At 36.7% G+C, this 22941-nt stretch carries 14 protein-coding genes, 2 tRNA genes and 2 rRNA genes; all 18 read left to right on the top strand.

All coding sequences use genetic code 11. From position 1 onward, the window contains the following. Positions 1–205 precede the first annotated feature (205 nt). The 18 genes from topA to CEY12_RS12640 all read left to right on the top strand — a co-directional run bounded on the left by topA (position 206) and on the right by CEY12_RS12640 (position 22846). Entirely contained in the window at positions 206–2737 is a 2532-nt protein-coding gene (topA, locus tag CEY12_RS12725) for a type I DNA topoisomerase (RefSeq protein WP_089028040.1), read from the top strand. Between the two features lie 107 nt (positions 2738–2844). After that, positions 2845–3915, top strand: a complete 1071-nt coding sequence (locus CEY12_RS12720; RefSeq protein WP_089028039.1) for a formimidoylglutamase — start codon at positions 2845–2847, stop codon at positions 3913–3915. A gap of 3 nt (positions 3916–3918) precedes the next feature. Further along, positions 3919–4923, top strand: coding sequence for a glycosyltransferase family 2 protein (locus CEY12_RS12715; RefSeq protein WP_089028038.1), 1005 nt, complete (start codon positions 3919–3921; stop codon positions 4921–4923). Positions 4924–5033: 110 nt separating this feature from the next. Further along, positions 5034–6152: a glycosyltransferase family 4 protein gene (locus CEY12_RS12710; RefSeq protein ID WP_089028037.1), complete on the top strand. Its 1119-nt coding sequence runs from the start codon at positions 5034–5036 to the stop codon at positions 6150–6152. Between the two features lie 36 nt (positions 6153–6188). Then, entirely contained in the window at positions 6189–7076 is an 888-nt protein-coding gene (locus CEY12_RS12705) for a polysaccharide biosynthesis/export family protein (RefSeq protein WP_089028036.1), read from the top strand. 4 nt (positions 7077–7080) lie between these two features. Continuing rightward, the gene (locus tag CEY12_RS12700) at positions 7081–9564 is read left to right on the top strand and encodes an exopolysaccharide transport family protein (protein ID WP_089028035.1); all 2484 of its coding nucleotides are present in this window, start codon (positions 7081–7083) and stop codon (positions 9562–9564) included. A 212-nt stretch (positions 9565–9776) separates the two neighbouring features. Next, positions 9777–10670 carry a DUF6089 family protein gene (locus tag CEY12_RS12695; protein WP_089028034.1) on the top strand — a complete coding sequence of 298 codons (894 nt, stop codon included), beginning with the start codon at positions 9777–9779 and terminating at the stop codon, positions 10668–10670. A gap of 5 nt (positions 10671–10675) precedes the next feature. Continuing rightward, positions 10676–11425 (top strand): polyprenyl diphosphate synthase, encoded by a 750-nt coding sequence (gene uppS / locus CEY12_RS12690; protein ID WP_089028033.1) that lies wholly within the window; start codon positions 10676–10678, stop codon positions 11423–11425. Between the two features lie 30 nt (positions 11426–11455). Next, positions 11456–14011, top strand: a complete 2556-nt coding sequence (gene bamA / locus CEY12_RS12685; RefSeq protein WP_089028032.1) for an outer membrane protein assembly factor BamA — start codon at positions 11456–11458, stop codon at positions 14009–14011. Between the two features lie 8 nt (positions 14012–14019). After that, a complete protein-coding gene (locus CEY12_RS12680) occupies positions 14020–14574 on the top strand; it encodes an OmpH family outer membrane protein (protein ID WP_089029869.1) in 555 nt (184 codons plus the stop codon). Between the two features lie 66 nt (positions 14575–14640). After that, positions 14641–15144 carry an OmpH family outer membrane protein gene (locus CEY12_RS12675; protein ID WP_089028031.1) on the top strand — a complete coding sequence of 168 codons (504 nt, stop codon included), beginning with the start codon at positions 14641–14643 and terminating at the stop codon, positions 15142–15144. 69 nt (positions 15145–15213) lie between these two features. Next, complete coding sequence (locus CEY12_RS12670; protein ID WP_089028030.1) at positions 15214–15696, top strand: acyl-CoA thioesterase; 483 nt, start codon at positions 15214–15216, stop codon at positions 15694–15696. Positions 15697–15698: 2 nt separating this feature from the next. Further along, positions 15699–16559 (top strand): dTDP-4-dehydrorhamnose reductase, encoded by an 861-nt coding sequence (gene rfbD / locus CEY12_RS12665; protein ID WP_089028029.1) that lies wholly within the window; start codon positions 15699–15701, stop codon positions 16557–16559. Positions 16560–16570: 11 nt separating this feature from the next. Then, positions 16571–17251: a hypothetical protein gene (locus CEY12_RS12660; protein WP_089029868.1), complete on the top strand. Its 681-nt coding sequence runs from the start codon at positions 16571–16573 to the stop codon at positions 17249–17251. A 661-nt stretch (positions 17252–17912) separates the two neighbouring features. After that, positions 17913–19429, top strand: a 16S ribosomal RNA gene (locus CEY12_RS12655). Between the two features lie 211 nt (positions 19430–19640). Next, positions 19641–19714 (top strand) — tRNA-Ile (locus tag CEY12_RS12650). A 93-nt stretch (positions 19715–19807) separates the two neighbouring features. Next, positions 19808–19881 (top strand) — tRNA-Ala (locus CEY12_RS12645). Between the two features lie 206 nt (positions 19882–20087). Continuing rightward, a 23S ribosomal RNA gene (locus CEY12_RS12640) occupies positions 20088–22846 on the top strand. Together the 16S and 23S rRNA genes with 2 tRNA genes alongside form the textbook arrangement of a ribosomal RNA operon. Positions 22847–22941: the final 95 nt, after the last annotated feature.

Raw genomic sequence — 22941 nt, 5'->3', positions numbered from 1 at the left:
TGCATCTGTCATTTATCAATCTTATAATAACAGGTGAGAAATTCTATTAAGATATTTCAATTCACCGAAAACTGATCTTAAATCACTTGTTTAAAATAGGTAAGGCTTACAAAATCGACTTTAATAAACCTGTCCGATTTTTAAATTAAACGACTATAGCAAAACCTATGTAATAAAAAAGGTTTACTTTTGCAAAAATTTTAGAATGTCGAAAAATTTAGTAATCGTAGAGTCCCCGGCCAAAGCAAAAACTATTCAGAAATATTTAGGAAAGGATTTTGAAGTGAAATCCAGTTTCGGACACATCCGGGATTTGCCTAAAAAAGGAATGGGTATTGACCTCGAGACATTCAGTCCTGATTACGAAGTTTCTGCTGACAAAAAGAAATTGGTGACAGAATTAAAATCTGCTGTAAAGAAAGCTGAAATCGTTTGGCTGGCTTCCGATGAAGACCGCGAAGGGGAAGCTATTGCGTGGCATTTGGCAGATGAATTAAAACTAAAGCCTGAAAATAGGAAACGAATAGTTTTCCATGAAATTACTAAAAATGCTATTCTAAAAGCAATTGATAATCCGAGAGATATTGATCAGAATTTAGTAAATGCACAACAAGCAAGAAGAGTTTTAGATAGAATCGTAGGTTTTGAAATGTCTCCGGTTCTATGGAAAAAAGTAAAACCGGGATTGTCAGCTGGAAGAGTTCAGTCCGTTGCGGTAAGATTAGTTGTGGAAAGAGAAAAGGAAATACGTGCATTTGTTCCTAAGGCAAGTTTTAAGCTGGATGGGATATTTCTAAACAGTACTGAGCAGGAAATTTCAGCAAAACTTAAAAAAGATTTTGACAAAGAAGAGGAAGCTGAAAAATTCCTTGAAAAGGCAAAGACTACAGAGTTTAAAGTGCTGAATGTTGAAACGAAACCAGGAACACGTTCTGCATCTGCTCCTTTTACAACTTCTACCTTGCAGCAGGAAGCTTCTTCACGGTTAGGTTATAATGTAACCAATACCATGCGTCTTGCACAAAGGCTATACGAAGAGGGATATATTACCTATATGAGAACAGACTCAGTGAATCTTTCTCAGGAAGCGATCGAAGGATCAAAAAAACAGATTATTTCAGAATATGGAGCAGAATATTCCGCTCCGAGAAACTATACAACAAAATCGGCATCTGCACAGGAAGCTCACGAAGCAATTCGTCCTACGGATTTTGCAGTAAAAAGTATTGGAGATGCTCAATTAAACAAATTGTATCAGCTCGTATACAGAAGAACATTGGCTTCTCAAATGGCGAATGCTAAAATAGAGAAAACGGTTATTGAAATAGGAAATCCTGGATTGCCTCAACATTTTGAAGCGCAGGGTGAGGTAATTATTTTCGATGGATTCTTAAAAGCATATGGAATTGTAAAGACAGAAGATGACGATGAAGAGAATAATGAAAAATTACTTCCAAAAGTAAAAGTTGGAGAAGTTTTAAACTATAAATCAATTACTGCTACTGAAAAGTTCACCAGACCTAGTGCAAGATATACAGAAGCCGGATTGGTAAGAAAGCTTGAAGAATTAGGAATTGGACGTCCTTCTACATATGCTCCGACAATTCAGACAATTCAGAATCGTGAATATGTTGATAAACGTGAGATCGAACCGCAAACTCGTGAAGTAGTGAAAATGTCTTTAGTAAAAGATAAGATCAAAAAAGCAGTACTGGATGAAAAATTCGGGGGAGATAAAAACAAATTTGTTCCTACGGATATTGGAGAAGTTGTAAACGATTTCCTGATAGATCATTTTAAAGAAATTCTAGATTACGGATTTACGGCAAGAGTTGAGGAAAGTTTTGATGAAATTGCCAATGGAGATCAAAAATGGAAAGAAATGATGACCGATTTCTATTCAAAATTCCATCCGAGAATTGCAGATGTTGAAGAGAATGCAGACCGTGCCAACGGTGACAGATTATTAGGGACTGATCCTAAGACAGGTAAAAATGTACATGCAAGGATCGGAAGATTTGGGGCAATGATCCAAATTGGTGAAACAGAGGATGAGGAGAAACCTACTTTCGCATCATTGATGAGTGGACAGAATATTGCTACCATTAGTCTTGAAGAAGCATTAGAGTTATTTAAACTGCCTTTTGATCTGAAAGATTATGAAGGTCAGACTGTTTCAGTGGGTGTTGGTAGATTTGGACCTTATGTAAAATGGGGCGAAACGTATATCAGTATTCCTAAAGGGGAAGACCCTCTTTCTGTAAATCAAAACCGGGCAGAGGAAATTATCGGAGAGAAGAAAAAAGCTGATGCACCTATTGCTACTTATAAAGGAGAACCGGTAACAAAAGGAACCGGAAGATTTGGTCCGTTTATTAAATACCAGAGCATCTTTGTAAATGTTCCTAAAAGATATAATTTTGATAACCTATCACAAAGTGACATCAATGAATTGATTGATGCTAAGTTGGAGAAGGAAGCGAACAGATATATTCAGCAATGGGAGAAAGAAAAGATTTCCATTGAAAATGGAAGATGGGGTCCATTTGTTAAATTTGGAAAAGCAATGTTTAAAATTCCAAAGAAAAATGATGAGACAAAATATGAGGCTGAAGAATTAAAAGAAGTCTCATTGGAAGAGGTTAAAAAATGGATTACTGCGCAGGATAAGAATGCTTTTGCAGAGAAAAAGAAGCCAGCTGCTAAGAAAAAAGCGGCTACTACAAAAAAGAAATAGTATTAAAATTATAATACAAAGCCATTAACAAACAATGTTAATGGCTTTTTTTTGGCTGTTAAATGATTTAATTTTAATATTTTTGGCTCTTAAGACTTAAGTAGAGAATGAATTTTGAAGATTTTATTATTTCCCCGCGGAATTTCAAAAGTGAGAGTTGGCAGATCGGAAATCAAATTACTAAAGAAATAAAAGAAGACAGTATTGTCTTACTTTTTGTATCAGATTATAGAGGAGCAAATGGAGATGCAGAAGTACAGGATTTTACCTCTGTTAGGAAGGAGTTCTATAAACTGTCACAATTGGATTTTGAAATCCCGGTTGTAGATCTCGGTGATCTTGTTTCGGGTAAATCCGTTCAGGATTCTCATTATATTCTGCAGGAAGTTCTTTCTGCTTGCCACTATAAAAGAGCAATTCCAATCATTGTTGGAGGATCAAATGATTTTGCTTTTTCTTTATTTTCAGGATTAAATTTTCATCAGAAAAATATTAATTATACGCAGATTAGTAATGTGATTTCCCTTCAGCAGGGAGAACATATTAATGAACATACTTTTTTAAGTAAAATCTTAGGGGCTAAAAATTTCTCCATTAAAAATTATCACCATCTGGGATATCAGAAACATCTGAACGAGATGGATTCTGTAAAACTGATCAAAGAAGTTGAATTTGATATTATTCGTCTTGCCGAAATGATGAATTCTACAGAAAAAACGGAGCCCTTCTTTAGAAAAGCTGATTTGGTAACGGTGAACTGTGATGCAATTGAAAGTTTTAGCGAACCATTTTCAATGAACCCTCAGGTAAATGGGCTGAACAGAAGAGAAATTTGTGCATACATGAAGGAGATCGGACTTAGTGAAAATTTAAAATCCGTTGGTATATTTAATTATAATATATATTCTGAGAACCAGTTGAACCATCAGCTACTTGCACAGATGATCTGGTATTTGATCGAGGGGATTAATATTCAGAAATCACATCCGAAAGAAAGGCATTACGAAGTTTTTTATGTTCTGATAGATGATCAGCAGTACGCCTTTAAGAGAGATACATTTAGCAATTTATGGTATTTTGGAGACCATGAAAATATTGAAAACTGCATTCCATGTTCCAGAAAAGATTTCGATGAGGCGAAGAAAGGCTGGCTGAATGCACGGTTGACGAAAATTTAATGTATGACAAACACTGTTCCTTCAAAAGTTTCTATCATAGTTCCTGTTTATAATGTTGAAAATTATTTGGCAAAATGTCTTGATTCCTTAGTTGGTCAGACCCTTCAGGATCTTGAAATTATTGTTGTGAATGATGGGAGCCTGGATAATTCGGAACAGATTATCCAAAACTATGTTCTTCGTTTTCCAGATAAAATTAAAGCCTATCGGAAAGAAAATGGCGGATTGAGTGATGCCCGGAATTTTGGAATTGACAAAGCGGATGGAGATTATATTGGATTTGTAGACAGTGATGATTATGTTGGGAAAACAATGTTTGAAGAAATGTTGGGTTTAGCCGAAAAACATAAGGCAGAAATGGTGATCTGCAATATCCAAAAAGTTGATGAGTCAGGTAATATTACTCAAAAGCTTACACAAATTCCGAATATGCCGGAGAAAATAGATCTGGAACATCATTTTTCTGTTTTTTCTGATCTGAGTTATTTTGCTTGCAATAAATTGTTCAAAAAAGAGCTTTTCAAGGAGATCAGGTTTAAAAAAGGAGTGCACTTTGAAGATATTCAGCTTATCCCACAATTATTATTGAAGTGCAGGACTCTCGCACAAACTCAAAATTTTCATTATCAGTATTTAGAACGCTTTGACTCTATCAGTAAAACACATACTGAAAAAGGTTTGGATATCTTAAGAGCGGTAAATGATGTAGAATCAGCCTTTGAAAAATCCATATATTCAGACAAAAAGGAAGAATTAAAGAACTTCCAGATTTTAGAAGGAGTATATACTTTTCTGGCTTATCTGGCTTTTGTTAAAGACACTGAAATTTTTTATAAAATGTCTCATCAGCTCGATCTTTTCATTAAAAAAAGAAATATTAAAATAAAAGATATATTGTACTATAGTCGTTTTGGTAAGAATTATATTTTATATTTGCCACTGAAAAAAAAGATATTTTATCTATTGTTTTTTGCCGGGCAAAAAAAATTGATAAGAAAATTAATGTAAACACAAATGTAAGTACTATCGTTTCGATGTATTAAAGACTCCATGGAGTGATGTCATAGGGGAGTTATAAGGATTCCTGCCGAAAACATAATGTACTTAATCAGAAAAAAATGAAGAATTTTGAATTGTTCTTAAGCGAGATGGATATTTCTATTTTTTATGTAAAAATAGGATTCGGGTTCTTGTTTTCTTTTTTAATCACATTTTTCTCCATTCCAACAATTATTAAGATCTCCAGAAGAAAGAATCTGATGGATGAACCTGGAATAAGGAGCTCCCACCTTAGAAAAATTCCTAATCTTGGCGGAATTGCTATTTTCTATTCCATAGGTATTTGTACCTCTATTTTTGCTTATGAGCTCTTTGATCTCTATAAATTTCTATTTGCCTCGTTACTTATTCTTCTCTACGTTGGGGTAATGGATGACATCGTAGTAATGCGGGCCTATAAGAAACTTGTTGCGCAAATTGTGGTTTCGGGGCTTATTGTTACGGGATCGGATATCAGAATAAGAAGCTTGTTTGGGATTTTTGGCATTTACGAGCTGGAGTATGTGGTCAGTGTGATATTTAGCATAGTAACCTTTATTGTTCTGATAAATGCTTTCAATTTAATCGATGGAATTGATGGGTTGGCTGGTGGATATTCCGTGATATGCAGTGCCCTGTTTGGGGTAAGTTATTATAGATTAGGAGAATATAACTATCCCTTAGTGGTATTATCCGTTGTGATAATTGGTGCTGTGCTGGCATTTTTATATTATAATCTCTCGAACTACAGGACCAACAAAATATTTATGGGAGATACAGGGTCTATGTTGCTCGGATTTTTACTCGCATTTACAAGTATCTGTTTTATTGATATATTTATCGATAAGAAACTTCCGGAGGTACCAAGATATCATTTACAGTCAGCACCAGCGATAGCGGTTGCTATTTTGATTTTACCCATTGTAGATACATTGAATGTGATTATTGTAAGACTCTGGAATAAAAAATCTCCATTTGATGCAGACAAAAATCACATACACCATAAGCTTTTAAGACTTGATCTTACACATAGGAGGTCTGGGTTTTACATAATTGTCTATTATTTATTCATAGTAACCGTCGCTTATTTTTTAAGGCACATAAACGTAAATTTACTCTTACTGGTCATTGTTATATTAGGTTTTGCTGGCGCGTATATACCAGATTTTATTTATAGTGTGAGAAATAATAGAAAGTAACAATTAAATTTTTATTTTTGTAAACAACATTTGATTATGATAAGAAATTTTAAATATTTATCCCTTTTAATACTACCTTTTTTCATTACATCATGCATCACAAAAAAAGATGTGAGGTATATGCAGCCCAATGAAAATCTTGTGATTAATGAAGAAGGTCTTGTTCCCTACAATATCCCTGTTTATAGGATTACAAAAAATGATATACTAAATCTTAATATTGTAACAACGCCAAAAGGTGATGCAGCTCAGTTTTATTCGACATTAAATACTTCCGGGAGTACAGTAGCGCCAGGTGTTAACCCTGCTACTATAGGTACTATAGGGCGTGTTGGTGGTGGTAACGGTAGCAGCGGTAGCAGTGGTGGTGGAGGTAACACTAATTTCTATTTTAATGGGTTGAAAGTAGATTCCAACGGAGAAATTAATGTTTTTGGTATTGGGTATATTAAAGCCGAAGGACGTACTATTGAAGATATTACTAAGGAAATTCAAGATAAAGTAAATGAGAACTTCCAGGATGGAAAGTCACAGGTGAGATTAAATACGGATGGTATTACCTATTATATTCTCGGAGATACAGAGTCTGTAGCAATTACAGGTGAAAAAGTAGCTCATAAAAATACACTCACCATTACTGAGGCTCTGGCCATTAATGGTGGACTAAATAAAAGTGTTGACCGGAAAACAGTGGTTATTCATAGAAAGTTGCCGGAAGGAATTAAAATTGCAAAAATTGATCTGACCCGTGAAGATGTCATGAATTCGCCGTACTATTATGTGCAAAATGGTGATGAAATCTATCTCAACACAAGAGGGAAAAGCTTGAATGGATTAGGGAAAGACCCGGTACAAACTATAACGACTGGAATTTCTTTAATTACGACAGCGTTGTCAGTTTATTTAATCCTAACAAGACTTTAATATCATGATTCCAGGAAAAGAAACTACTGTACAAAAAACTAATTCCCCAAAGGAAAAAGATGGATCTTTCGAGTTATTTGATATTGAACATTTTTCAAGAAGGATTCTGAAGAACTGGTATTGGTTTGCTCTAATGCTGCTTATAGGATATTGTATCTCTTGGCTGTATGGAAAGTACTATGCTCAGAACATTTATGCTTCAAATTTATCCTTAAGCGTTTCCAATAACACTTCCAGCTATTTTACTCCTAACCAGTCGATTAATTTCATTTGGGGACAGGGTGGTAATCAGGATGGAATTTATTTGAAGAAAATGTTATTATCGAGATCCCACAATGAATTCCTTGTAAAGGAGCTGGATCTTTTCGTGAACTATTCTACAAAAGGATCTATTAAATCAACTTACCTTGATAAAGATGATTCCCCGGTTTTTATGCAGATTGATAAAAAACATCTGCAACAACTTGATTATCCAATTACTTTTATTCCTAAAGGAGGAAATACCTATGAAGTTATTTTGCCTGAGAAAGACGAATCAACTCATCTGTATAGTTATGAAGCAGAGGGCTTCCAAAATATTAGCAGTTACAAAAAAACGGCAAATAAAGTTATAAAAGTAGGAGAATGGTTTACTTCTCCGAATATAAAATTTAGATTGCTCCAGAACCCGACTACTCCTGTTATCAAGCTGGATAACATCATTGTTAATTTAAAATCAGTAAACCAATCAGTAAACGAAATTGTTTCTACTATTGGAGTAGAATTTGATAAGGAGATCAATTCAATTATGATTATTACCAAAACAGGCTTTAATCTTAATGGGACAGTTAATTTCCTGAATAAATCGGTAAGTGAGCTGCAAAAAAAGCGTATGCTGGATAAAATGACTGTTGATAAAAATACAGAAACTTATCTTCAGGATAACCTTACGGGGGTTCGTAAAAAATTAGATTCCAGTGCAACAGTTCTCAATTATCTGAAAACTTCTGAAAAGCTATATGATATCAAAGATAGAGATGAGAAGTCTTTATTGAAGATCAAAGAATTAGAAGCTAAGAAAGCAGATTTGACAAGCAAAATAAACTCGCTTAATCTTATTAAAAATACTATTGAAACACAGAATTTCGATAAAATGATAAGCACAAATGCTGCAGGATTTGAAGATGGAATGTTTTCCGCATCTGTTACTGAGCTTAAGGCGTTGTATCTTAAGAGAAGAGAGATGGCTACAATTTATACGCCAAATTCTGAACCTATGAAAGAGATCAACAGGCTGATTAATGATGCTAAATTGAGTTCTTCTAATTCTTTAGGTGCCTATTATGCTGGCTTTAATACTGAAATTAATAAAATTAATCAACAGGTATCAGAGGCCAATGCAGATCTTGACGCCTATCCCGAAAAAGAGCGTAAATATCTTGATGCTGAAAGAGGTTATAATATGATTGAAGCAACGTATAACAGCTTGCTTGGAAGACAGAACGAAACCAAAATGAGAATGGCAACCAATCAATCAGACATCTCTGTGATTGACCCTGCTAAAAATGTTGGTCAATCTCCGATTGGTCCAAATGTAAAAGGAACCAAGTTGCTAATTATAGGAGGCTTGCTACTTATACCTTTATTATTTATTTTAATTGGAGAGCTACTGGACAATAAAGTAAGAAATATTAAAGAATTGCTATCGGCTACCAAAATTCCATTACTTGGAGTTGTAGGAAATAATAGTAACGATAATATGCTTACGGTCTTAGATCAACCGAAATCTTCAGTTTCTGAGGCATTTAGAGGGATAAGGGCAAATATGAGATTCTTATCCGGAGAAAATGAAAAAAGTAAAGTCGTTCTTATTACTTCTTCGATCGGAGGAGAAGGTAAAACATATGTTTCGATTAACTTAGCCTCAGTTCTTGGATTAAGTGATAAAAAGACAATTTTATTAGGGATGGACCTTAGAAAGCCAAAAATTTTCGGCGACTTTAAAATTGATAATAAATATGGGATCTCAAATTATTTAACAGGCGAAGTGTCTATTGATCAAATCATTAACAAAACAAGGATTCCCAATCTGGATGTTGCTACTTCAGGGCCAATCCCTCCAAACCCTTCAGAATTGTTAATGAGTAAGAAGAACATACAATTTTTACAGGAGCTTAAAGAGATCTACGATTTCATCATTATTGATTCCCCTCCGGTAGGTCTTGTTGCAGATTCTTACGAATTGATGAAATATTCAGATACCAATATATATGTTGTTCGTCACGAGTATACGGAAAAGTATATGCTTAAGATGATTACAGAGAAATATCATAATAATGAAATTGAGAACTTAGGGCTTGTTTATAATGATTATGTTATAAAGCAAGGTTACGGATATGGCTATGGTTACGGATATGGATATGGGTACTTTGATGAGGATAAAAATTATAAGGAGCCTTTATTAATTAAAATAAGAAATAAAGTCCAGTCAATTTTTAATAAAAAATAGAACATTAAACCCTCATTTAATGAGGGTTTATTGTATATCGGGATTATTGATTCTATTAAAAAAAGAATATTTTCGGCAGTTTGTCGTTTACTTTATAACAAATTATGTTTTTTTCTTTGTTTTTAACTAAACATTAAGAATATCATTAATATAAAAATGTTTTATATTTGCAAAAATTAAATTTTAAAATAACCATAAATCCATATTCTTTTATGAATAAAAAATTATTATTTAGCTTCCTTGCCGTCGTTGGAACAATGGCGGGCGTGAAAGCACAAAGAAACGAATTGGGAGTTCGTCTAGGTATGAGTAACCTAGTGGGTGATATAGGAAGTACGAGTTATATTTTACAAAAGCCGTTGGATTTAAGCAGAGCATCAGATTGGGGAGTCCCATTTTATGGAGGTATACTTTATAGATTTAATTTTAACCCTTACCAGACTGTTAGGTTAGATTTAGGATATAATCAGGTTCAGTTTAGTGATAAAGCAGCGAAAGAAGATTATAGAAGAAATAGAAATTCATTTGGAAAGAATAATGTATATGAGGCGAGCTTAATGTTTGAATATAATTTTTTCCCGGTGAATAATGAGCAAATAAGTATGGTGAGTCCATATATATTTGGGGGTATTGGAGGTTTAATGTTTGATGCACCTAAAGCAACTCTGGTCAATGACTTTAAAAGAGATAAAGATGGAGTGGCGCAGGCACCAATTAATGAAATGGATTTTACGACAAAAGCAGAATATTCGCTGGGTAAGAAAGTAACCATGCATATCCCTTTTGGAGTTGGATTAAAATATAAATTCAACCATAGCTGGGCAATATTTGCAGAAGCTACATTTAGATATACATTAACAGATCAGTTGGATCATAGCAAAATATTAAGTAAAGATGTAGTATCTACCTATAACGGAGATATTTTAAGTCCTGCAACCGGAGGATCTTTATTGCAAACAGGAGATTATTATGCTGTTTCCAAAGAAAGAGAAAAGGAATTTATTAATGGAAGAAACATTGGAGATACAAAATCTAAGGATTGGATGAATACCTTTAGTCTAGGTCTTACATTCTCCTTCGGAAGACCTCCATGTTATTGTGAGTAATTAGTATGTCGTTGATTAAAGATAAAATAAATTCAGAGAATTTACCACAACATGTTGCTATCATTATGGATGGCAATGGAAGATGGGCTAAATCTCGTGGCGAAGAGAGAACTTTTGGTCACAAAAATGCAATTGATGCGGTAAGAAATGCTATTAATGCATGTAATGAAGTTAATATTCCATATTTAACATTGTATACATTTTCTTCGGAAAATTGGAATAGGCCGAGTAATGAAGTAAATACACTGATGAATTTACTTACAGAAACATTATTATTAGAAGCTGAAGAAATTTTTAGCAAAGGCTTAAGAATGCATGTTATTGGTAATTTAGAAAAACTGCCACCTCTCGTAAAAGACCAATTACTGAGAGTGGTAGAATTAACAAAAGAAAACACAAAAGGAAATCTGGTATTGGCTATCAGCTACGGATCTCAGAATGAGATCCTCAATGCTGTGAAAAATATAAGTTCTGATGTAAAAGAAGGAAAAGTAGAAGTAGAGAATATCGATAATAAATTATTCGAAAACTATCTTTACACAAAAGATTTCCCACCTGTAGACTTGCTTATAAGAACCAGTGGTGAAACTAGAATCAGTAATTTCCTCCTTTGGCAAATCGCGTATGCAGAACTCCAGTTTTTAAATGTTCTGTGGCCTGACTTCACAAAAGACATTTTCTTTCAATGTATTGTAGATTATCAAAACAAAGAAAGAAGATATGGCCTAACCGGTGAGCAAATAAAAATCCAGTAAAATTTTAAGAAAAAGAAAGACTACGATAAAATGAAGTTTAGACTATTACCCATCATCATGTTTGTTGCTTCTGCACATTTTTATGGACAGGTGACTCCACAGGATAGCACAAAAGTGAATAACCCTGTGCATGCAGAAAATCAAACAGGAACCTACGTTCTTAAAGACATTGTTGTAGATGGGGTTAAAAAATATACGCCTGCGCAAATCTTAAGATTTACAGGATTATCTAAAGGTGAAAGTGTAGATATACCAGGACAAAAAGTTAGCAATGCTATCAAAAAACTTTGGGATACTCAATCATTTTCTGAAGTAGAGGTTTATGTTCAAAGTATTGAAGGAGAAACAGTAGTTTTGAAATTTTACTTACAGGACTTAAAAGAACTGGGAGAAGTTAAGTTTTCTGGAAAGGGAATTGGGAAATCAAAAAGTGAAAAACTTGCAAAAGACAATAACCTTAAGCCCGGAACTAAAATTACACAAAATTTAGTTTCAAGCCTTAAAACGAATGTTCCGAAAGATTATATTAAAAAAGGATTTGCAGATGCTAAAATTTCCATTCAGGATAAAGTGAATGCGAACGATCCCGCTTTAGTAGACTGGACGATCAATGTAGAAAAAGGTAAAAGAATAAAAATCGATCACATCGAGTTCGAAGGAAATGAAAGTGTGAGTGATTCCAAACTAAGGAACAAAGCCTTTAAAGAAACTAAACAAAAAAGATTTGGTATTGGTGGTATTTTGAAATCTTCAAAATTTATTGAAGATAAATATCAGGAAGATAAACAAAGCTTGATCAGCTACTATAACTCTTTGGGATATAGAGATGCTGCAATTGTTTCTGATTCTGTTTGGAGAAACAAAAGAAATAATTACGAAATCAACGTAAAATTAAAAGAGGGTAAGAAGTATTATATCGGAGATGTTACTTTTACAGGGAACACCGTATATTCTACTGAATATTTACAAAGACTTTTAGGATATAAGAAAGGAGATATCTACGATGCTGTAGGGTTCAACAAGAAAGTCGGAGAAGATGGTGGTAAAGAAGATGATTCAGATATTAAATCTGTATACATGAATAACGGTTACCTTTTCTCCAATGTAACTCCCGTTGAAAAATCTGTATCCGGTGATTCTATTAATTTAGAGATCAGGGTAAATGAAGGAGAGCAGGCAACCTGGAACAGAGTTACATGGCAGGGAAATACAACAACCCATGACCATGTTATTCTTAGAGCACTGAGAACAAAACCAGGAGAATTGTTTAAGAAAACAGAAATTAAAAGAACATATTTTGATTTAGCGGGAATGTCATTCTTTGATCCACAACAGATCGGACAGGACATTCAGCCTAATCAGCAGGATAATACTGTAGATATTAATTGGAAGCTGGTTGAAAAAGGATCTTCACAGGTTCAGCTGCAAGCTGGATATGGAGGAAATAGCTTTATCGGAACACTAGGACTTACATTTAATAACTTCTCACTTAGAAACTTCTTGAAATTTAAAGATTTCAGACCGGTACCTCAGGGAGATGGACAGACATTATCTATCCAGGCTCAGGCTGGACAATACTTCCAGAATTACGGGGTTTCATTTACTGAACCATGGTTATTTGGAACCAAACCTACTGCACTTTCAGTAAGTATCAATAACTCAATCGTTAGATACAGTACGTCAATTACGACTACGAGTACTGACGCCTCTAGGTTAAATATATTCTCGGCTTCTGTTGGATTAAACAGATTATTGAAATGGCCAGATGATTATTTTTCACTATATACTGGTATTCAGTATCAGAAGTATGACTTTAAAAACTACCCATTTGACTTTGGGGGAACACAGGAGAACTACGGTACAGCTAATAACTTAAGTTTAAATGTTGGACTAAGCCGAAATTCAGCGGGGATAGATCCTATTTTCCCTACAATGGGTTCTAATATTGAAGTGTCAGCAAAATTTACTCCACCATATTCATTGTTTACCAATAAGAATTATTCTACAATGAGTCCAACGGATAAATATAAGTGGATGGAATTTTATAAAATAAAGTTCAAAGCTGATGTTTATAATGAAATTGCAGGAAAACTTGTATTGAGATCTTCTGCAGAAATGGGATTCATGGATGGCTACAACAAACAGTTAGGAGCACCGCCTTTTGAACGTTTCTATATGGGAGGAACCGGACTTTTTGGTGGCCGATATGATGGTAGAGAATTAATTCCTTTAAGAGGTTATGAAAATGCTTCGAACTATGGAGGAGATCCAAATCAGGGAGATATTACTCCAACAGGAGGGGGTACAATCTATAATAGATTTACTTTAGAATTAAGATATCCGATCTCGTTGAATCAAACAGCTAAAATTTATGCATTAACTTTTGCAGAAGGAGGTAACGTTTGGAATTCATGGGGGAATTATAATCCATTCCAGTTGAAAAGATCTGTTGGTATTGGGGTAAGAGTTTATATGGGGGCATTTGGTTTGATTGGATTTGATTTTGCTTATGGATTCGATAAACCAATTAATGGATCACAACCTTCAGGTTGGAAAACACACTTCTTAATGAACCAATCATTATAATCCATGATATGAAAAAATTTAAGTTCATTTTCACATTTGTATTATTTTTGCTTTTCAGTTTTAGCAATGCGCAAAAAATTGGAGTAGTAGATACAGAATATATCCTGAACAAGCTTCCACAATATAAAGAAGCGGAAGCTAGGCTAAATTCGCAGATCGATACTTGGGAATCAGAACTACAGAATTTAAATTCTGAGTATGAAAAGAAAAGATCGGCATTTGAAAATGAAAGGGTTTTATTGGTAGGAGAACAGCTAAAGCTGAGAGAAAAGGAAGTGACGGATCTTGATAAAAATATTAAATCCACTACAAGTCTACGCTTTGGAACCAATGGAGAAATTAAAAAATTAAGATCAAATCTGGTTGAGCCTTTTCAAGATCAAATCTGGAATGCTGTGAAAACCATGTCAGAGAAAAATGGATTGGGCATAGTTATTGATAAAAGCAATAATATTAGTGTTATTTTCCTTCAGAAAAGATATGACTATACGGATAAAGTATTAGACATTCTTTTAAAAGGAACAGAAAAGAAAGAAAAAACTAATAAAAGAAGTAAGAAATAATTGTTAAAATTAACTTTTACTGAAATTAAAAATCTAAAAACAAATTAAATTATTTATTTACCAATTATGAAAAAATTAAGTGTATTATTTGCAGCAGTAATGATGGTTGTATCTGTAGGTATGGCAAAAGCTCAAAAAATTGCTACTTTAGATGTTATAGGTGTTCTTAATGCAATGCCTGAAAAGAAAAAGGCAGATGCTGACTTAAAGACTTTCTTAGATACTAAGCAAGCAGAAATTAAAAAGAAAGCAGACGCTGGACAAGCTAAATTAAAGCAATATTCTGAGGAAGCTCCTAAAAAGACTGCTGATGAAAACAAAGCGAGAGAAGGTGAATTAGCAAAAATGCAGGAAGAAATTCAGCAAATGAATGATAAAGCTCAAAAAGATTTTGTGGCTAAACAAGATCTAGCTTATGAGCCTATCGAGAAAAAACTGAACGAAGCTGTATCTAAAGTTGCTAAAGCTAATGGATATGACTTTATTATGGATGCAAACTCTTCTGCGTTTGTTTTCAAAGGAGGCCCTGATGCTACTCCAGCTGTGAAAAAAGAATTAGGTGTTCAATAATTTAACAAATTAACAAACATTTATAAAACTAACCACCTCTTTTAGAGGTGGTTTTTTTATTTTTGCCAAATGGAAAAAGAAGTATCAACCACGGTAAAGGTTAGATTCAGTGATTGCGATCCGATCGGACATTTAAATAATGTCAAATATTTGGACTATATGTTTAATGCAAGAGAAGATCACGTCGAAGCATTTTATGGTTTCACCTATGAAGAATATACAAAAAAAACGGGTTGTACCTGGATTGCAATACAAAACGAAATTGCTTATTTGAAAGAAGTAAGATACAATACTCAGGTTGTTATCAGCAGTAAGACCATCGATATTCAGGATAGAACGGCAAAAGTTGAAATCTTAATGAAAAGTCTTGATGAAAAGACGATTCATGCCGTTTTGTGGGTTACTGTAATTTATTTCAATGTTAAAACCAGAAAATCTGATCTTCATCCTGAAGATATAAAAGAAATTTTCCATAAATTCTATGTTGATTTAGAACAAAAGGATTTTCAGTCACGAGTTAAATTTTTAAGATCTCAAAACACAAAAGATTAATAATGAAAAAAATAGTTGTTATTGGAGGTAATGGCCAACTGGGAAATTGCATAAGGAAAATTGCTCCCAATTTTGAAATTGATTATGAATTCATTTTTACGGATTCTCAAATTTTAGATATTACAGATGAAGGAGCGGTAGACTCTTTCTTTCATGATAATAAACCGGACTTTTGTATTAATGCATCTGCATATACTGCCGTAGACCTAGCTGAAAAAGAAGAAGAAAAAGCATTTGCTGTAAACGCGGAGGGTGTTGCTCACCTTGCCCAGGCTTGTCATGATCATAAAACTGTTTTAGTACATGTTTCTACAGATTATGTATTTGATGGAGATACAAATTTATGCTACTCTGAAGATGATTTTACCAATCCAATCGGAGTATATGGAGAATCCAAATTAAAAGGAGAAGAATTGGCTATGGATATTAATCCTAAAACAATTATTTTAAGGACTTCTTGGCTGTATTCAGAGTTTAACAAAAACTTTGTGAAAACAATGTTGAATCTGTTTTCTCAAAAAGATGAATTGGGAATTGTAGCAGACCAATATGGACAGCCAACAAATGCAAATGATCTTGCAGAAGCGATAATGGAGATCATTACATCGAATCACAAGAATTATGGGATTTTTCACTTTTCGAATTATCCGGAAACCACATGGTATGAATTTGCAAAGAAAATTGCTGAGTTCTCAAAATCTTCTGTTAAACTGAATTCATTGACTACAGAACAATATCCGACTCCCGCAAAAAGACCAAAGAGAAGTACAATGTGTTTAGATAAGATCGAAGAGATTTATAAAATCGAGCCTAAACATTGGGAAAATAGTTTGGAAGAATGTGTAAATATCCTTTTACAATAATTAGCGATCATATGAAGAGTCTTGCCACTGCTATTTTAATTTTACTCACTCAGGCTATGAGTGCACAAAATGTGTACCTGACTAAAGTTGAGAAAACAAATGATAATTCAGATAAGTTTTTATTTACAATAAAAGAAGAAATAAAAGATGCCCAGTATTTAGGAGAAGTAGAAGTACAGGGTTTTTCAAAAGATGATGCTAATACTTTTTCTTTGATTTTAAAAAAAGCGAAAGAAATTGGTGCTAATGCAATTTCTATAAAACCCTTTGAAAATGTTGATGGATCACCTCAGGCTTTTAATGCCTCGAATTATAAATTGAGCTTGTATTATCTGCCCAAAGATAAATTTGTTTCACAAACCGGACATTTGTATTTGTTTGCTTCCTCAGACAAAGAACAAAAAATCAGTGTGAATAAGAAAGACTATTTAATTTCTCCAAGGTCTTTTTTTATAATAAATGCTGTGCCAGGTGAAGTTTATACAATATCAACGAAAAAGCTGCTGGGGGCCACCATTAAAGTGCAGCCTAAAGCAAATGAAACAAACCAATACTTTCAGGTGTCAGCTTTAAAGGTAAGGCCAGATGATACAGGAGTAGGGGGACTTAATTTAAAGTCAGGAGATATTATCGGATTGGAAAAATCGTATGCTGAATTTTTAACTCTTATATATACTAAGTTAAATTACTAATTTAATGAGATATATTCTCCAATACAAAACGCCTGGGACAGTTCGGGCGTTTTTTTATTATACTAATATATTAATAGGAGAATGTAATTGTTAGTACCGCTTTCTCTCCTTTATCCTTCTTCATACTTGACCTTTTGTGCAATTACTCCTTTGTTTATGCTTATAGCTTAAAAGTAGGTTAAAATTTTTCCACTTGCCTTTCAGTTAGTTAAGGGTGAATATGAATTAAAAGTAAATTTTATGTTAAATAGATTTGGAAGTGTAGGGTAATAAGCTCTACTTTTGCACCACTGAAAACGAGAGATAGTAGGTAGCGCAGAAGAACAGTAATAAAGAGAAACTTTAAAAAATAAATGAGAATTTATTTTGAAAAGTGAGAAAAGTTTGTATCTTTGCAATCCCAATTAAGGGAGCGCAGAAGTAGAGAAGATTGAATGAATGATTTAGGATTTAGGGTTAACAATAAACTTTAAAATTTCTTAAAAAACATTTGGTCATATTAAAAACATTTATTACTTTTGCACTCGCAAATCGGTAGCTAAAACGACAGAAAAATTAGCTACAGTATAAAGCGGAAGAAAAGAGATCATTGAAAAATAGATATAACAACCAAGTAAGGAAAAACTAAAGCGTCAAAACTTTGAGTGAGTCAGACAAACATACAATGGAGAGTTTGATCCTGGCTCAGGATGAACGCTAGCGGGAGGCCTAACACATGCAAGCCGAGCGGTAGGGTTTCTTCGGAAACCTGAGAGCGGCGCACGGGTGCGGAACACGTGTGCAACCTACCTTTATCAGGGGGATAGCCTTTCGAAAGGAAGATTAATACCCCATAATATATTGAATGGCATCATTTGATATTGAAAACTCCGGTGGATAGAGATGGGCACGCGCAAGATTAGATAGTTGGTGAGGTAACGGCTCACCAAGTCAATGATCTTTAGGGGGCCTGAGAGGGTGATCCCCCACACTGGTACTGAGACACGGACCAGACTCCTACGGGAGGCAGCAGTGAGGAATATTGGACAATGGGTGAGAGCCTGATCCAGCCATCCCGCGTGAAGGATGACGGCCCTATGGGTTGTAAACTTCTTTTGTATAGGGATAAACCTTTCCACGTGTGGAAAGCTGAAGGTACTATACGAATAAGCACCGGCTAACTCCGTGCCAGCAGCCGCGGTAATACGGAGGGTGCAAGCGTTATCCGGATTTATTGGGTTTAAAGGGTCCGTAGGCGGACTCGTAAGTCAGTGGTGAAATCTCATAGCTTAACTATGAAACTGCCATTGATACTGCGGGTCTTGAGTAAAGTAGAAGTGGCTGGAATAAGTAGTGTAGCGGTGAAATGCATAGATATTACTTAGAACACCAATTGCGAAGGCAGGTCACTATGTTTTAACTGACGCTGATGGACGAAAGCGTGGGGAGCGAACAGGATTAGATACCCTGGTAGTCCACGCCGTAAACGATGCTAACTCGTTTTTGGGTTTTCGGATTCAGAGACTAAGCGAAAGTGATAAGTTAGCCACCTGGGGAGTACGTTCGCAAGAATGAAACTCAAAGGAATTGACGGGGGCCCGCACAAGCGGTGGATTATGTGGTTTAATTCGATGATACGCGAGGAACCTTACCAAGGCTTAAATGGGAAATGACAGGTTTAGAAATAGACTTTTCTTCGGACATTTTTCAAGGTGCTGCATGGTTGTCGTCAGCTCGTGCCGTGAGGTGTTAGGTTAAGTCCTGCAACGAGCGCAACCCCTGTCACTAGTTGCCATCATTCAGTTGGGGACTCTAGTGAGACTGCCTACGCAAGTAGAGAGGAAGGTGGGGATGACGTCAAATCATCACGGCCCTTACGCCTTGGGCCACACACGTAATACAATGGCCAGTACAGAGGGCTGCTACCAGGCGACTGGATGCTAATCTCGAAAGCTGGTCTCAGTTCGGATTGGAGTCTGCAACTCGACTCTATGAAGCTGGAATCGCTAGTAATCGCGCATCAGCCATGGCGCGGTGAATACGTTCCCGGGCCTTGTACACACCGCCCGTCAAGCCATGGAAGTCTGGGGTACCTGAAGTCGGTGACCGTAACAGGAGCTGCCTAGGGTAAAACAGGTAACTAGGGCTAAGTCGTAACAAGGTAGCCGTACCGGAAGGTGCGGCTGGAACATCTCATTTTAGAGCGTCTTTAGACGATAAAAAAAACAAAGGTACTTAAATGTACCATGCACTTACTTAAAGAGAAGCTTTAGTTTTTTATTTGGTTGATATATTAAAAAAAATACACACCCACTAGAAATTAGTATAGGGAAGAGATACAAGAGCCCAGAGCCAGGAATCAAGACGAAAGTCTTGTGTCTAGGATCTAGGATCTGTTAGTCTAAAAGACAGTCTCGTAGCTCAGCTGGTTAGAGCGCTACACTGATAATGTAGAGGTCGGCAGTTCGAGCCTGCCCGAGACTACTAATTGAAAAGACGGGAGATAAAAAGACAAGAGATGTGAGACAAATGATAGTCTCAGTTCTCAAATCTCTTCATCTTCAAGTCTAACTAGAGGGGGAATTAGCTCAGCTGGCTAGAGCGCCTGCCTTGCACGCAGGAGGTCAAGGGTTCGACTCCCTTATTCTCCACTATAGATGGTTTAAACTTAAAAAAGCAAATAGAGCCAAATACAATATTTGCGGATTATATCATCAATAGAATAAAGATCATTGACATTAACGGTAAAAATATCACAAAGAGATAACCGAGCACTTTCGAGTGCCGAGTTTATAAAAATAGAGTTCAACAATTAATTGTTGGATAAAAAAAATACTGAACTAATATAATTATTAGGAAAGAAATCGTTAAGGGCGTATGGCGGATGCCTAGGCTTTCAGAGGCGACGAAGGACGTGGTAAGCTGCGAAAAGCTCGGGGGATTGGCACACACGAATTGATCCCGAGATGTCCGAATGGGGCAACCCGGCTGGTTGAAGACCAGTCACCTCTTAGGAGGAGCAAACCCGGAGAACTGAAACATCTAAGTACCCGGAGGAAAAGAAATCGAAGAGATTCCGTAAGTAGTGGCGAGCGAAAGCGGATTAGCCCAAAAGCTTTTATATGTTTAATAGAATGTTCTGGAAAGAACAGCCATAGAGGGTGATAGCCCCGTATATGAAAGGCATATTTAAGTGATAAATGAGTAGGGCGGGACACGTGAAATCCTGTCTGAATATGGGGGGACCATCCTCCAAGGCTAAATACTCCTGAAAGACCGATAGTGAACAAGTACTGTGAAGGAAAGGTGAAAAGCACTTCGAATAGAAGGGTGAAATAGAACCTGAAACCGTACGCCTACAAGCGGTCGGAGCCCACAAGTTGGGTGACGGCGTGCCTTTTGCATAATGAGCCTACGAGTTAATTTTACTAGCGAGGTTAAGGACTTCAGGTCCGGAGCCGGAGCGAAAGCGAGTCTGAATAGGGCGTATAGTTAGTAGGATTAGACGCGAAACCTTGTGATCTACCCATGGGCAGGTTGAAGCTCTGGTAACACAGAGTGGAGGACCGAACCGGTTGACGTTGAAAAGTCTTCGGATGACCTGTGGGTAGGGGTGAAAGGCCAATCAAACTGGGAGATAGCTCGTACTCCCCGAAATGCATTTAGGTGCAGCGTCGTATATAAGTTTATTAGAGGTAGAGCTACTGATTGGATGCGGGGGTTTCACCACCTACCAATTCCTGACAAACTCCGAATGCTAATAAATGTTCTACGGCAGTGAGGGCATGGGTGCTAAGGTCCATGTCCGAGAGGGAAAGAACCCAGACCAACAGCTAAGGTCCCCAAATATATGTTAAGTTGAAGCAACGCGGTTGGACTGCATTGACAGCTAGGATGTTGGCTTGGAAGCAGCCATTCATTTAAAGAGTGCGTAACAGCTCACTAGTCGAGCGGTCCGGCATGGATAATAATCGGGCATAAACATATTACCGAAGCTATGGATTTACAACCGTTGGGTTGTATCTGGTAGGGGAGCATTCTATTTGCGCCGAAGCAGTATCGTGAGGTATTGTGGAGCGGATAGAAAAGAAAATGTAGGCATAAGTAACGATAAAGGGGGCGAGAAACCCCCTCACCGAAAGACTAAGGTTTCCTCAGCCATGCTAATCAGCTGAGGGTTAGTCGGGACCTAACGCGAACCCGAAAGGGGTAGTGGATGGACAATGGGTTAATATTCCCATACTTGCTCACACTAAAAAGGGGACGGAGTGCCGTACTTACTGGAGACTGACGGAATAGTCAAGGCCTAGCCTTCGGGCGAAGCTGCTGTAGGGAAAGTGCTTCCAAGAAAAGCCGAAGTGAAGCAACCCGTACCAAAACCGACACAGGTAGTCGAGGAGAGAATCCTAAGGTGCTAGAGTGAATCATGGTTAAGGAACTAGGCAAAATAGTCTCGTAACTTCGGGAGAAGAGACGCCATCAGCAATGGTGGCCGCAGTAAAGAGGCCCAGGCGACTGTTTATCAAAAACACAGGACTCTGCAAAATCGAAAGATGCAGTATAGGGTCTGACACCTGCCCGGTGCTGGAAGGTTAAGGAAGGGCGTTAGCGTAAGCGAAGCGTTTGACTGAAGCCCCAGTAAACGGCGGCCGTAACTATAACGGTCCTAAGGTAGCGAAATTCCTTGTCGGGTAAGTTCCGACCTGCACGAATGGTGTAACGATCTGGGCACTGTCTCAACCATGAGCTCTGTGAAATTGTAGTCTCGGTGAAGATGCCGAGTACCCGCAATGGGACGAAAAGACCCTGTGAACCTTTACTATAACTTCGTATTGACTTTGAGTAAGTAATGTGTAGGATAGGTGGGAGACTTTGAAGCAGGCACGCTAGTGTTTGTGGAGTCAACGTTGAAATACCACCCTTTACTTACTTGGAGCCTAACTTCTTTTAGAAGGACATTGCGTGGTGGGTAGTTTGACTGGGGTGGTCGCCTCCAAAAGAGTAACGGAGGCTTTCAAAGGTACCCTCAGCACGCTTGGTAACCGTGCGTAGAGTGTAATGGCATAAGGGTGCTTGACTGTGAGACCTACAAGTCGATCAGGTGCGAAAGCAGGACATAGTGATCCGGTGGTTCCGTATGGAAGGGCCATCGCTCATAGGATAAAAGGTACTCCGGGGATAACAGGCTAGTCTCCCCCAAGAGCTCACATCGACGGGGAGGTTCGGCACCTCGATGTCGGCTCGTCACATCCTGGGGCTGGAGAAGGTCCCAAGGGTTGGGCTGTTCGCCCATTAAAGTGGCACGCGAGCTGGGTTCAGAACGTCGTGAGACAGTTCGGTCTCTATCTATTGCGGGCGTTAGATGTTTGAGAGGGCTTGATTCTAGTACGAGAGGACCGAATTGAACAAACCTCTGGTGTATCAGTTGTACCGCCAGGTGCACTGCTGAGTAGCTACGTTTGGAAGAGATAAGCACTGAAAGCATATAAGTGCGAAACTCGCCTCAAGATGAGACATCTTTTAAGGGTCGTGGGAGATGACCACGTTGATAGGCTATAGGTGTAAAGGCAGTAATGTCATAGCCGAGTAGTACTAATTACCCGTAGATTTATAGCCTAATAAGGCGCACGAAAGTGCAGCAAGGTTACCTCTTTGTGATTGTTTTTATCGATTAAAACAGACAAGAGATGTAAAGATAAGAGAAAAGAGAC

It is taken from the genome of Chryseobacterium sp. T16E-39, assembly GCF_002216065.1.
In the GTDB taxonomy this organism is placed as follows: domain Bacteria; phylum Bacteroidota; class Bacteroidia; order Flavobacteriales; family Weeksellaceae; genus Chryseobacterium.
The sequence above is the reverse complement of the archived record's forward strand: the minus strand, read 5'-3'. Positions and strand labels throughout refer to the sequence as shown.

Bases quoted from the DNA above. Each gene is read 5' to 3' on its own strand.
- CEY12_RS12660 (WP_089029868.1), top strand. From the start codon at position 16,571: ATGAAGAGTCTTGCCACTGCTATTTTAATTTTACTCACTCAGGCTATG.
- CEY12_RS12695 (WP_089028034.1), top strand. From the start codon at position 9,777: ATGAATAAAAAATTATTATTTAGCTTCCTTGCCGTCGTTGGAACAATG.
- CEY12_RS12715 (WP_089028038.1), top strand. From the start codon at position 3,919: ATGACAAACACTGTTCCTTCAAAAGTTTCTATCATAGTTCCTGTTTAT.
- bamA (WP_089028032.1), top strand. From the start codon at position 11,456: ATGAAGTTTAGACTATTACCCATCATCATGTTTGTTGCTTCTGCACAT.
- CEY12_RS12705 (WP_089028036.1), top strand. From the start codon at position 6,189: ATGATAAGAAATTTTAAATATTTATCCCTTTTAATACTACCTTTTTTC.
- CEY12_RS12720 (WP_089028039.1), top strand. From the start codon at position 2,845: ATGAATTTTGAAGATTTTATTATTTCCCCGCGGAATTTCAAAAGTGAG.
- uppS (WP_089028033.1), top strand. From the start codon at position 10,676: ATGTCGTTGATTAAAGATAAAATAAATTCAGAGAATTTACCACAACAT.
- CEY12_RS12700 (WP_089028035.1), top strand. From the start codon at position 7,081: ATGATTCCAGGAAAAGAAACTACTGTACAAAAAACTAATTCCCCAAAG.
- rfbD (WP_089028029.1), top strand. From the start codon at position 15,699: ATGAAAAAAATAGTTGTTATTGGAGGTAATGGCCAACTGGGAAATTGC.
- topA (WP_089028040.1), top strand. From the start codon at position 206: ATGTCGAAAAATTTAGTAATCGTAGAGTCCCCGGCCAAAGCAAAAACT.
- CEY12_RS12680 (WP_089029869.1), top strand. From the start codon at position 14,020: ATGAAAAAATTTAAGTTCATTTTCACATTTGTATTATTTTTGCTTTTC.
- CEY12_RS12670 (WP_089028030.1), top strand. From the start codon at position 15,214: ATGGAAAAAGAAGTATCAACCACGGTAAAGGTTAGATTCAGTGATTGC.
- CEY12_RS12675 (WP_089028031.1), top strand. From the start codon at position 14,641: ATGAAAAAATTAAGTGTATTATTTGCAGCAGTAATGATGGTTGTATCT.
- CEY12_RS12710 (WP_089028037.1), top strand. From the start codon at position 5,034: ATGAAGAATTTTGAATTGTTCTTAAGCGAGATGGATATTTCTATTTTT.